13 protein-coding genes are annotated in these 11,838 nt (G+C 51.1%); 8 read left to right on the plus strand and 5 right to left on the minus strand.

What is annotated here, in order from left to right:
- The first annotated feature begins 4 nt into the window (after nt 1-4).
- The 4 genes from J2Y43_RS11665 (at nt 5) to J2Y43_RS11680 (ending at nt 3,008) form a co-directional block, all read left to right on the plus strand.
- A complete protein-coding gene (locus J2Y43_RS11665; protein WP_309982607.1) occupies nt 5-226 on the plus strand; it encodes a 4-oxalocrotonate tautomerase family protein in 222 nt (73 codons plus the stop codon).
- A 13-nt stretch (nt 227-239) separates the two neighbouring features.
- On the plus strand, nt 240-986 hold the full coding sequence (locus J2Y43_RS11670; protein WP_309982609.1) for an SDR family oxidoreductase: 747 nt from the start codon (nt 240-242) through the stop codon (nt 984-986).
- 111 nt (nt 987-1,097) lie between these two features.
- On the plus strand, nt 1,098-2,597 hold the full coding sequence (locus tag J2Y43_RS11675) for a PAS domain S-box protein (RefSeq protein WP_309982611.1): 1,500 nt from the start codon (nt 1,098-1,100) through the stop codon (nt 2,595-2,597).
- A 9-nt stretch (nt 2,598-2,606) separates the two neighbouring features.
- A complete protein-coding gene (locus tag J2Y43_RS11680) occupies nt 2,607-3,008 on the plus strand; it encodes a response regulator (protein WP_309982613.1) in 402 nt (133 codons plus the stop codon).
- Here the strand turns inward: J2Y43_RS11680 and J2Y43_RS11685 are convergent.
- The 4 genes from J2Y43_RS11685 to J2Y43_RS11700 form a co-directional block, all read right to left on the minus strand.
- Nucleotides 3,005-4,333 (minus strand): glycosyl hydrolase family 28 protein, encoded by a 1,329-nt coding sequence (locus tag J2Y43_RS11685; RefSeq protein WP_309982615.1) that lies wholly within the window; start codon nt 4,331-4,333, stop codon nt 3,005-3,007. The genes J2Y43_RS11680 and J2Y43_RS11685 overlap by 4 nt on opposite strands.
- A gap of 55 nt (nt 4,334-4,388) precedes the next feature.
- Entirely contained in the window at nt 4,389-4,625 is a 237-nt protein-coding gene (locus tag J2Y43_RS11690; protein ID WP_309982617.1) for a type II toxin-antitoxin system HicA family toxin, read from the minus strand.
- 3 nt (nt 4,626-4,628) lie between these two features.
- Nucleotides 4,629-5,024 (minus strand): hypothetical protein, encoded by a 396-nt coding sequence (locus tag J2Y43_RS11695; protein WP_309982619.1) that lies wholly within the window; start codon nt 5,022-5,024, stop codon nt 4,629-4,631.
- A gap of 310 nt (nt 5,025-5,334) precedes the next feature.
- Nucleotides 5,335-6,579, minus strand: a complete 1,245-nt coding sequence (locus tag J2Y43_RS11700; protein WP_309982620.1) for a hypothetical protein — start codon at nt 6,577-6,579, stop codon at nt 5,335-5,337.
- A gap of 237 nt (nt 6,580-6,816) precedes the next feature.
- On the opposite strand from J2Y43_RS11700, the gene J2Y43_RS11705 reads away from it, so the two are divergent.
- Nucleotides 6,817-6,945 carry a hypothetical protein gene (locus tag J2Y43_RS11705; RefSeq protein WP_262903963.1) on the plus strand — a complete coding sequence of 43 codons (129 nt, stop codon included), beginning with the start codon at nt 6,817-6,819 and terminating at the stop codon, nt 6,943-6,945.
- A gap of 69 nt (nt 6,946-7,014) precedes the next feature.
- Nucleotides 7,015-7,935, plus strand: coding sequence for a sugar phosphate isomerase/epimerase family protein (locus tag J2Y43_RS11710; RefSeq protein WP_309982623.1), 921 nt, complete (start codon nt 7,015-7,017; stop codon nt 7,933-7,935).
- On the opposite strand, the gene J2Y43_RS11715 is transcribed toward J2Y43_RS11710, so the two are convergent.
- Complete coding sequence (locus J2Y43_RS11715) at nt 7,932-9,506, minus strand: glycoside hydrolase family 43 protein (protein WP_309982625.1); 1,575 nt, start codon at nt 9,504-9,506, stop codon at nt 7,932-7,934. The two genes, J2Y43_RS11710 and J2Y43_RS11715, sit on opposite strands and share 4 nt — an antisense overlap.
- 151 nt (nt 9,507-9,657) lie before the next feature.
- Between J2Y43_RS11715 and J2Y43_RS11720 the strand changes: the two genes are divergently transcribed.
- Together J2Y43_RS11720 and J2Y43_RS11725 are read left to right on the plus strand one after the other, a co-directional pair.
- Nucleotides 9,658-10,722, plus strand: coding sequence for an endonuclease/exonuclease/phosphatase family protein (locus J2Y43_RS11720; protein WP_309982627.1), 1,065 nt, complete (start codon nt 9,658-9,660; stop codon nt 10,720-10,722).
- Between the two features lie 424 nt (nt 10,723-11,146).
- The gene (locus tag J2Y43_RS11725) at nt 11,147-11,830 is read left to right on the plus strand and encodes a hypothetical protein (RefSeq protein WP_309982629.1); all 684 of its coding nucleotides are present in this window, start codon (nt 11,147-11,149) and stop codon (nt 11,828-11,830) included.
- The last annotated feature ends 8 nt before the right edge of the window (nt 11,831-11,838 follow it).

Genomic DNA, 11,838 nt, shown 5'->3' on the forward strand with positions numbered 1-11,838 from the left:
AATCATGCCATATGTAAAAATCGAGGTGACCCGCGAAGGTGTTACCCGCAAACAAAAACAGGAGCTCATCGCCGGCGTAACACAGCTGATCACCGACGTGCTCGACAAAGATCCCCATCTCACTCACGTCGTGATCCAGGAAGTGGAACTCGACGACTGGGGCTACGCCGGAGAACAAGTTTCCGTCCTCCGCGAAAAAGGGATTACCGCTCAAAGAAAACAGTAACAGACCTGACATCATGAAAACACAGACCATCATCGTAACCGGCGCATCCACCGGTATCGGTAAAGCAGTAGCCAGTCTTTTTCTCGAACACGGACACAACGTGCTCATCAATTCGGCCAACCGGGACAATCTCGTGGCTACGTATAACGAGCTGGGTAACCACGACCGCCTGGTCATGGTCGCGGGGGACATTAGTAAGCGTGCAACGGGCCAGTTGCTGGTCGACACCGCCGTAACCAGGTTTGGCAGCGTAGATGTGCTCGTCAATAATGCAGGCGTATTCGAACCCCGCAGCTTTCTGGAAGTGGACGAAGCCCATCTCGACTATTTCCTGGGCATCAACCTGAAAGGTACTTATTTTACAAGCCAGGCAGCCATCCGACAAATGCTGCAACAGGGTGAAGGTTCGATCATCAACATCGGTACCGTGCTCGTGGACCACGCGATCGGCGGCTTCCCGGCAACGGCACCTATTGCGAGCAAGGGAGGTATTCATGCATTGACGCGGCAGCTGGCGGCGGAGTTTGGCAAGAACAATATTCGTGTAAATGCGATCGCGCCCGGCATTATCCGCAGCCCGCTTCAAGCGAAAACCGGCGTTAGTGACGCCGACAGTCTTGCGGGCCTGCACCTCGTGGATCGCATCGGCGAAACGGAAGACGTTGCACAGCTTGCATTGTACCTGGCAGGCAGCAACTTCATCACCGGCGAGGTGATCAATCTCGATGGCGGCCATGTAGCTGGCCACCATATTGGTTAAAAACCATGGATGTGAATGTAATTCAGGCGTGCTGGCTTAGCTCCGGCACGCCTGATTTTTTTTGGCACGGAATTTGCTGCAGTTCTTCCCTAATTTGTACCTTACCCATTCATGCATTTGAACAGTAACCTGATTTTCCGCAACCTCGCAGAGGGTATCTTTTTGCTGGACAAAACAGGCAGAATAACGACTTGCAATGCGGCTGCGAGTGCTATTACAGGCTATAATGAGGCTGAAATAGCAGGAAAGCCGTTTCGCGTGATAGACGACTGCCAGGACGATCCCATCACACTCAGTAACGAGCTGGACGAGGCTCTGAAAAAGAAGAAATGTGTAGCCGAGGGCTGGAAGTTGAGGAAAGACCGCACCAGGTACTGGGCAGAAATCTCATATTCCCCGCTTTTTGATGATTCGGAAGGTCTTGTGGGATATTGCGCTCTGTTACGCGACATCACGGAACAAAAGAACAAACAATTCGATTTGCTTGAAAGTGAACAACGCTATCGGTTGATGGTGGAGCAGGTGGGCGATTATGGCATTTTCATGCTCGATACGAAAGGCTGCATCGTCAGCTGGAACGAGGGGGCGAGGCGTATTAAAGGTTATAGCGCGGACGATGTGATCGGAAAGTATTTCGCCATTTTTTATCCCGAAGAGGATATTCTTAACGGAAAGCCGGCCTGGGAACTGAAAGTTGCGAGGTCAACCGGTAAGTACGAAGAGGAAGGGTGGCGTTTACGTAAAGACGGGAGCCGTTTCTGGGCGAATGTGGTCATTACCGCCGTATATGATGCCGAGGGCCGGCTGAGTGGCTTTTCGAAAGTTACACGAGACCTGACCGAGCGAAAAATGAACGAGCAGGCATTGCGGGAGAGTTCCGACAAGTACAGGCAGTTAGCACAGGAACTTTCAGTGGCCAACAGTGAACTGTCGTCCGTGAACCGCGAGCTGGAACAGTTTACGGCCATTGTTTCACATGATTTGAAAGAACCCGTACGGACTGTAAGAAGCTTTTTATATCTGATGGACCAGCACGTCGATCAGCAAAAGTTCGATCTCCTGAAACTTAGCATTGGAAAGGGGATCCGGGCTGCGCAACGCATGCACGAACTCATCGATAGCCTGCTCCATTATTCGCAAGTCAGCAAGGTAGGGCTTCAACATCAGAAGCTGAATGTGGAAGATATGATTGCCGAAGCGATCCAGAACCTGAACGACGCCGTCGAGCAGTCGCGCGCGCAGATCCGTGTGGATACCGGAGTGGCGTTTATCTACGGGGACCGCGTACAACTTGTGCAGCTTTTCCAGAATCTTCTGGGTAATGCCCTGAAATTCACGAACGGCAGGGAGCCGGAAGTGGCGGTGAAATCCTGGCTAGAAGATGGTTGCGTACGGTTCGTCGTCGAAGACAACGGTATCGGTATTTCCCCCGAAAACCTGGATAAGATCTTTGAGATTTTCAGAAGGCTGCATTTTGCCAGTCAGTACCCCGGCAACGGCGTAGGCCTCGCGGTTTGTAAAAAGGTAGTCGAGCGGCACCGGGGTAAAATCTGGGCCGAATCGGCGCACGGAAAGGGTGCCAGTTTCCATATCATGTTACCCCAAATCTAAGCCCTGCACATGAAAATATTCAGACTTGCGATTGTTGAAAATGATGAAGATGAGCGCTTCTTTATGTCGGAGGCGTTCAGGGCTTCCGGGAAATTCGAAATCCTCGGGGAGTTCGGCAATGGCGACCAGCTTACGGAGTGGCTGCATGGTTCGCCGGGCGAGTTACCCGAACTCATACTGTCGGACCTGAATATGCCCGGTAAAAATGGCTATGACATTATGGATGAGCTCAAAACGACTTATCCGGACGTTGCCGTATTCGCGACCTCCACGTCGTCCGTCGTGTCCACGCGAGAAAAATGTATCCGTGCAGGCGCGAGGGATTTCATCGCGAAGCCCGACATTTTTATCGCCTACGACGCCTTCGTCTCCGAACTGTACCAGCTCGCCTGCCGGTACCTGGGCGGCTAACGGATCATCTTTTCGTTCACTTTGACATTCGTAAGCGTGAAGTCATTTACCACAGACTTGTCGTAAGCCGTGTTTTTCGCCGTAATGTCCAGGTTTTCGAAATTGAACTTTGATAGCTTATCATACTCGCCCGGACTTACGTCGAAAAACACCTCACATCTCAATTTGATGTTTTTCAGGCTGATATGGTCGGAGTAGGAGAGCGGAACATCTTTTCGCCCTTTCAGATCGAAGAATTGCTTCCAGGGTTTCACGTAAATGAGGCTGTAAGCGTAACCATCCACGTTTTCGACACTGATAAATTCATATTTCTGAGGGGTGTCGGGCCGCATTTTCAGCCAGAGCACGCGCATGGCGTTCTCGATATGGCAGTTGCGCATTACCACATTTTTGTTGTGAATGGCCTCGCTCCCGCACGTGAGCGCCGCGTGGCAGAACCCGAAATGGGTGTCCTCGATAATGATGTTCGTATTGGCACCGTTGCCCGGGTCGGTATCCGCGTATGGGCCTTTTCCGCCTTTCAAAGCAATGGCGTCGTCGTTCACAGCCAGATAGCAGCCTTTGACCAGCACATTACTGCATACATCCAGGTCGATCGCGTCCGTGCTCGGCGCTTTGACAGGCTCATGCGGCGCGGTGATCCTGACGTTCAGGATTTTAATATTGTTGCATTGATAATAATGGCTCGTCCAGAAACCCGAATTTTGAAGTGTCACATCCTGAACTTGCACATCGTTACTTTTCCAGATAAAAACCAGCCGCGGTCGCGATACTTCCAGGTTGGTACAGTTCGGGTTCTCCTTCCGCCGCTGCCAGAATGCCTTCCAGTAGTTCAGCCCGTTGCCGTCGATGATGCCCTTGCCCGAAATCGTAAAGCCGTTCACACCGTATGCATTGACTAATGCGGGGAAATAGTCCAGGTTTTGTCCTTCCATCCGGGACGCCATCATCGGATAATCGGTGATCTTGTCCGAACCTTTCAGTACAGCGCCTTTCGCCACATACAAATGTGTTTTGGGTCTAAAAAACAGCGCCCCGCTCAAAAATGTACCTTTGGGAATCACGATCACGCCGCCGCCCTGCTCATTCGCCCGGTCGATGACGCGCTGGATCGCAGCGGTTTGCACCGTGTTGCTATCCTGAGAAACGCCGTGTTCCGTAATCACAAACTGCTTTCCGAGGATTTTTAAATCGATTTTGGATGTGTCTGAAAACCAGGCAGGTATTTTAGTGCCGTCAGGGAATGTGGTAGGCCTGCCCGATTGCGCAAATGCAGCCGCAGCAAGGAGGTATAGTTGAAATAAAAGAACACAGGACTTTTTCATAACCCCTTGAAGACGGGTGCTGCTTTCTTTTACTCTTGTTGCCGATCGGCAATTGTCAGTTCTTTTCAATCCAGTCGTACAGATATTCGAGCGTTTTGCCCATGCTTACCAGGTTTGTTTTGAGGTGCATGGGCGGAATCTCTTTCAAATGAATGCGGTGTGTGATCGTTCTCCAACACCCAGGGCACTTCCAGTGATCGTGAGAGCCGCTGCTGTGTCTTTCATGTTTGCATCCGTGAGCTTCGAGAAAGCGAATCCAGTCTTTTAGTTTTACCGGCCTGTTATTTCCCAAAGCTTAGGCGGTTTGTAAAATTAATTTTTTTACTTGTTCCGGATGATCGAAGCTTTGTAGTACCTGTTGCTCGTCCACAAATGGATTTGAGAATTTTTTGGGAAAGGCCTTTTCCATTTGCCATCCAATGTTTTCCATAGCTTTATTTCGGTCAGTCTCCGATAACTGGAACAGGTCTTCAAAAAAAGTATCCAGATTTTCCTTCAACGCCAGAAATGCATCTGCTTCATTTTCGCCATAACCGCTCACATTTAAGGCTGGGATGAGCCCTACCCAATAGTCATGCTGTTGTCCTGAGAAAATCCTGAGCGTTCCAACAACCTCATGCGGTGAAAGCCTGAGCCTGTCGGGAAGATTCGTCCCTGCTTCTCCGAGAATATTCATTTCGATATGCGACATATGATTCCGGCTGTGATTGTTTATTCAAAATTGTAAAAAAATGTTTGAAATGCACTGAATTAAAATGATGCATTTCAAACAAATGGAGTGCTTTGGCTATATCGTAAGGCCTTGTTTACGAGGGTATATGCGCGATTTTTGTATGGTTCAAGATCGGAATGGCAATGATCAAGTGGCATGAATAAATGTGCGAACCACCGTCGCAAATTTCTCAGATACCTGTGAAGCCGAAAAAGCCGCCGGTAGCCCGGCCGCGTTTTCGGCTAGTTTGAATGTAAAATGGAATGCTGGGTGGATTACCGGAATTGAACTATTTGAACCCAAAAACAAATGGAAAAACGAAGATCACCACCGCACTCCATATGCTGTACAGCGGAAGGAAAATCGCCAGCGATGCGCCTACCACTGAAAGACCGGTCTTTTTGCTGAGTACCGCGAAGAGTTTCAGGCCCACATAAAACAAATGCGCGAGCATCAGCACATTCGCACCCAGCACTGCGGCGCGGTTCGGGGTGAGACCCCATTCCGAAATGCGGAACAATACGGCCGATAATGCGATGCTGTTGACCAGCAATGTCACGGCCGATAGCAGGAAAAGCACCACGATCTGCACACGGTTGCCGCCGGCATGGTCGGTTTCGGCCAGCGAAAAGAAAATCAGCGCCATCACCGCTACGAGCAATCCATTGAATAACACGAGGAATTCACGGTCGTGGTAAGGACTTTTGCCGGCAATGAGCGTGGCTATCAGGTAAGCAACCAGCATGACGAGCGCCACCGGACTGAACAGCTTCGCGATAACTGACGGTATCTTGCTCACCAACGTGGGTTGCACGCGGGTTAGGAACGTCGCGACAATGGGTACGGCCGCCAGCCCGCATATGACGATGTATTTGGAGAAAAGCGATTGAATATCCCAGCCGATCAACCCGAAAAGGTTGATGGTAAGACCGGTAGTAAGCCCGCCGGCAAGCACCAGCAGTCCTGACATTACGATCAGCTCGCCTGTGTAGCGCAGAAATTCCAGCCAGTGGGCGCCGTTTTTCCACTTTCCGCCGCTGTATGCCGCGCCCAGCAGCGACCACAGCCAGAGCGGCAGGTGCAGGCAGGAAAGAACCAGCGTATCACTCTTTTCATTTTGCGGCAGCCAGTTGATGAACACCACCGAGGCCACGAGCAGTAGGATTGCCAGCCCCCGCGTTTTCCAGGAGACAGCGTTTTTCCAGGCAAAGTAGGCCATTAGGGCGGGAGCAACGATAAACCCTGCATTACGTGGGTAATAAAATTCTTCGCTGATGGAAAGGAGTTCGGGCAGCTTGGCCAGTAATGCCGCAAGTAGGGAAGCTACCACCACAAAGGCCCGCTCGGCAGGCGTACCCCAAAAAAGCTCATCCGAGCTGTAATTCAGCCGCTGGTACCACCCTTCGGCCAACGGATTGCTGCTCAGTTCGGGGTACAATGCATTGAATGCCGACTTAAAGCCCGGCTTGTTGCCCCGGTACAGCTTTTCCAGTTGCAGGGCATTGGTTTGGTTCAAAAGGATTTCTTCACGCATAAAGCAAGGATTGATAATGGTGATCAGCTTTCTGTGATGGGTGTGTGTATGCTTTTAAAAGTACTTTGTAATTCAAAGTTAAATAGGAATTGAATTTTTGCAATAGGGGCGTGGCATTTTTTTTGTGATCGTATCTGTTTTTGCCGTTTACTAAATTTGATAACCGGTTAGTTGATAACGTTTTAATCCCAAATCAGCTCGTTTTTATTTTGTATTGAAAATTAAATCGACGCAAACATGGAATGGACGATTAGTATGTGGGCCGGATTGGCCCAACTGGGGATTGCGGTGGTAATTGCCGCGATCGGCATCCGGATCGTAATAGAACTACGGAAGAGCGAATTGACGGACGAAGCCGTGAAATAGGGAAGGATACGGCGAAATTTGCCAATCTAGGCAATAGCCGATATATTTCAGGACAATTTCCTGAACCTTATGAATCCATCATCTTTCCTGAACCGCAGGGATTTCCTCATGGCCGCTTCCGCTGGCCTGGCGTTACCATTAATCAATTCCCTGCCTGCGCTGGCGAAGGCCAAACCGCTTTTTTCATTCTCCACCCTTGCCTGTCCGAAATGGGACTGGCCTACGATCGTCAAATATGCTGCCGACAATGGCTACCAAGGGATAGAAATCCGCGGCGTGCTCGATTGCATGGATTTACCTAAATGCGGCGAGTTCAGTAGCCCGGAACGGATTGCCCAATCGCGCAAAATGGCCGAGGATAAGGGGTTGAGGATCGTCGATCTGGGGTCCTCAGCTGCATTGCATATGGCTGATCCGGCAGTACGGGCGAAAAATCTGGATGAAGCAAAGCGGTTTATCGATCTCGCACAGCAGTTGAACTGCCCCTACGTGCGGGTGTTTCCCAATGATTTACCCAAAGACCAGGAAGTAGCTCAAACGGTGGAGCTCATCAGTACCGGGCTGCTTGAACTGGGCGATTATGCCAAAAATACTTCGGTAACGGTGCTGCTCGAATCCCATGGCGACGTGACCCGGAAGGACATTCTGGCGACGGTAATGGGCAAATCGGAACATAAGCACGTCGGCCTCATTTGGGACATATTCAATATGTGGTCGGTCACGAAAGAGCCACCGAAGGAGGTTTATGCCCAACTCAAAAAATACATCCGTCACACGCACATCAAGGACGGCATTCTGAAAGACGGCAAGATTCAGTACGTGCAGGTAGGCAAGGGCGAAGGGCCGTTGAAAGAGGCGATAAGCGTGCTCGTGAAAGACGACTACAAGGGCTATTACAGTTTCGAATGGGAAAAAAAATGGCACCCCGAAATCGAGGAGCCGGAAGTGGTGATACCCGCGTATCCGAAGCTGATGCAGCAGTACTTTTAATCGTACTTCATTTCAATTGCTTTAAATTCACTTTTCTGATCAGGAGTACCGGTAACGCTCACACCTACCCTTGGTGCCCTGTCCCAGCGGGGCAGCCAGGGCGCTTCTATTTGTACAGAGCTGGTAAGGGAGTCGATTTTCTGGCCTTTTACGCCCCAACTGAACGTGTAGTAACGTCCGTAACGGCTTTGCAATTCCAGTCGGATGTTTTTGTATCTATCGGGAATTTCCCGGGTTTGGAGCGTTTCATACTGGCCGTCTTTCACTTGCCACAGCTCGACGCGGTTTTGGCCGGCCCCGTAGCCGATCGCGTTCTGAGCGTCGCCGTAGAGAACAATGTTCTGGAAAACGTCGTCTTTCATCACGAACTCGGCGGCATAGGTATAGCTGCCTTTTTTAATGGTATGCCCCAGGAAATTACCCGTTCGGGCGGGATTCTCACAGTCGATTTTCAGTGAAGCGGCGCTGATACCGAACTTCGGTTTCGGCAGTCCGGCGTCGAATACCCAGGGCAGCCGCAGCGTGTCCCGCTCGTAGTTAACCGAAAAATTGAGACTATGCTGAGGTACAGGCCCCGCACCTGCGGGCGATTCGGCCTGTGCGGGTGTTGTCTTGCCATATCTGAATGCCGGCCAGCGGGTGGTTTCGTCCCAGATCAGCTCGCTGAGAACCCCCTGGCGACCCGCAAATGTAAAATCGATCCCATTATAGGCGTGGTGCAGGTAGAAATAGCGGCGATCGGGCGTGGTTACTACGGTGCCGTGCCCCGGGCATTTCCAGGCATCATCCCCGAAAAGGACCGGGTTGCCTTCGTATTTGACCCATGGCCCCTGCAATTTTTCGGCCCTCGCGAGCCCTACCTGGTAATCGCAGCGGTCGCCGCAGCAGGCGTTGCCCGAGTAGAGCATATACCAATAGTTTCCTCTTTTAAATATAGCCTGCCCTTCGGCGCCGCCTGCTTCCCAGCCTGCCTGATCGGCCTTAATGAGGCTGAATTCCTTGCCGGTTACTTTCAGTCCGTCGGGCGAAAGCTCGGCGCCGAGCAGTTCGATGCCCCGGTCTTTGTCGAGGCCATAAGCTTTCCAGGTGATAAACAGCTTCCCTTTGTCCTCCACGACATAGGCGTCGATGGCTTCCTTGGTCCATTCGATGATCACGCCATGGTCTTTAAATCCTTTTGTAATATCCTTGGTGGTCGCCACACCGATCACCGACTGTTTATCGGCTTTCCGCCGGGCGGTGTAATAAACATAGAATGTCCCGTTCCGGAAAAACAGTTCGGGCGCCCAGTAGCTACCCACCGTCCATTTGGGCAGTTCCGCGAAAACAGGGCCGAGGTATTCCCAGTTTACAAGGTCTTTGGAAGTGTAAATAGGGTAGGCGGGCCCCCATTCCGAAGAGGTTCCTACCGCATAATACGTATCACCCACACGTATCACCGACGGATCGGCAAAGTCACCGGCAATCACCGGGTTGCGGTAGGTGATTACCCTCGCAGGTGCGGGCTTCTGCGCGAAAATGTTGGCGGAGTAAAGTGATGTCAGCAGGAGTATAGCGGGCAGGAATTTCATTGTTCGTTTCTTTGATGCAGCTGCGAATAAAGGCATTTATTTCGGGATAAGAAACCAGGTAATACTGCAAAAGAGTAGGGAAGCAAGGGGTTTTAATAGTTGAAATGATGCGAAATAATTGAAATATTGCAGCTCTTACCTGAACCGAACCATGTATTATTTCAAAACCTTCCTGGAAGTGGCCGGTGTGCTGATCGTGATGATGTCGCTCATCCCGCTGATCCGCAGCGATTACTGGACATTCCGGGTTTTTGAATATCCCCGGCTGCAAAAGCTCGTCCTGAGTGTGGCCATCGGCGGCATTTATTCCAGTTTGTTTTTCCCGACAGATTTACAAACCGTCGTGCTATCGGTGATTTTCGCGTTGAACACGCTGTATCTCTGCTATTTGGTATACCCTTTCACGCCTGTTGCCGGGAAGGTGATCCTCGGTGCGCGAACGCTTCTGCCGGAGAATCGGATATCGATTTTGTCGTCCAATGTTTTTCAGGACAACCGGAATACCGCCGGCTGCCTGGCGCTGATCCGCAAATACGACCCCGATGTGGTGCTCCTGCTGGAAACAGACCGCTATTGGCATGAAAACACGCTCGCATTGCGGGAGCATTATCCGCACGAGGTGCCGGTACCCTTGGAAAATACCTATGGGATGCTGCTCTATTCCAAACTGGCATTGTCGGAAGTACAGGTGCGGTACCTGGTAGATGAAGACATACCGTCCATTAAAGTACTGGTAACATTGCGTTCCGGCCAGCAGGTGCAGCTTTTCTGTGTGCATCCGACGCCCCCGGTACCGGGTGAAAACTCGCATTCTACCGAGCGCGACAAGGAGCTTTTGCTGGTGGCAAAGGAAGTGAAAGCGAGCCGGTTACCATGTATTGTAGTGGGAGATCTGAACGACGTCGCCTGGTCGTATACCACCGATTTGTTTACCAAGGTCAGCGGGCTGCTCGATCCCCGGATCGGACGGGGTTTTTACAACACATTCCATGCCAAAATGCCTTTTCTGCGGTTCCCGCTCGATCATGTGTTCTGTTCGACGGATTTTAAGCTGGTGGAAATGACGAGGCTGGAAAATTTCTCATCGGATCATTTCCCGATCCTGCTGGCATTGCAATATGAGCCGGCGGCCAGTATCGAGCAAAACGAGCCGGAAGCTGAGCCGGAGGACATTGAGCTGGCCAACGAAAAAATTTCCAAGGAAGTACCGGAGTAGCCCTCTGCCCCCCGGAAAACACCTGTTTTTGCATTCACGTGTTTACACGCTTACGTCCGGGCCCGGGTTTGTGCAATTTTGAAATGTCAATCAGGACGGGGTGCTGAAAAAAGAGCCCGGTTGACGCTTGCGTCTGACTCATCAAACTAAAAACCAGGGCGAACGAATGGTCCGGGGAACTCAAAAACGGGTTCTTCGGATCGTAGTCCGGGGCGCGCAGTCCGGGGTGGGTAGTCGGGAACACGCAGTTCAACTCAATCAGAAACATTAACCTAACCGATAAATCGAATTAGTTCTATTTTTTCAACGAATTAGTTACAACGCTTCCTTGCCCTTAGGTATATTGCTTTCCATTGTGCGGATGCGGGTTGCGCTGCACGATCGGGAAGCAATTATCCTTTTAAACCATTAAATCTCAGCGAGCATGCCGAAGTTTATCAGTGATGAAGTTTTTGCAAAATGGGCTGCCCAGTGGCAGGCGCTGGAACACAGCCGCGAGCCCTTTGGCTTTTTTAATTTGGGGAGTAAACTCCTTTTGGGTGATTATTTTGATGGGGACGACTTCGAAACCCTCGTATCTACCCCGGGTATAGCCGTTATCAAAGTCCGGTTTGGCTTTGAAACCGGGGAAAATGCATTTAAGCTGGTGCTTTTTGGGGTAGACAATGCCGGGCAGATCATCACACCTTACTATGCGCACACGCCGGCCGACTTCCGCGAGGCGGGGGATGGTCCGGGTGGAAATGTGCCCGACGTGCTGGCCAGGCAGTGGATCAAATATTGGGAACAAAAAGGTCACACCGGGGAGATCGCCAGCCCGTTGTTCCGCACCCAGTATGGGTTTTTGAATGGGTACAATTATCCGGTGAAAGAGCTGTTGGCGGCGCTCTTCAGATTTGAGAAAATGCCGAAGATCTACATTCGCTTCGTGCTGCACCGCTATTTCCCTGCCGCCAATGAAGAGGTGCAAAAGAAACTGGCCGGTTCTTATGCGTTCGGGCTGATGTTCCAGGCAATCTCTAACAAAGGAGACGGCAGCGACGCCCTGGGTATCGATGCCGATAGCGGTTACTACGACCTAAGCGCCCCATGTCCGCGGACTTGTTAACGGATGGG

The organism is Dyadobacter sp. BE31 (assembly GCF_031457695.1).
Lineage (GTDB): Bacteria > Bacteroidota > Bacteroidia > Cytophagales > Spirosomataceae > Dyadobacter.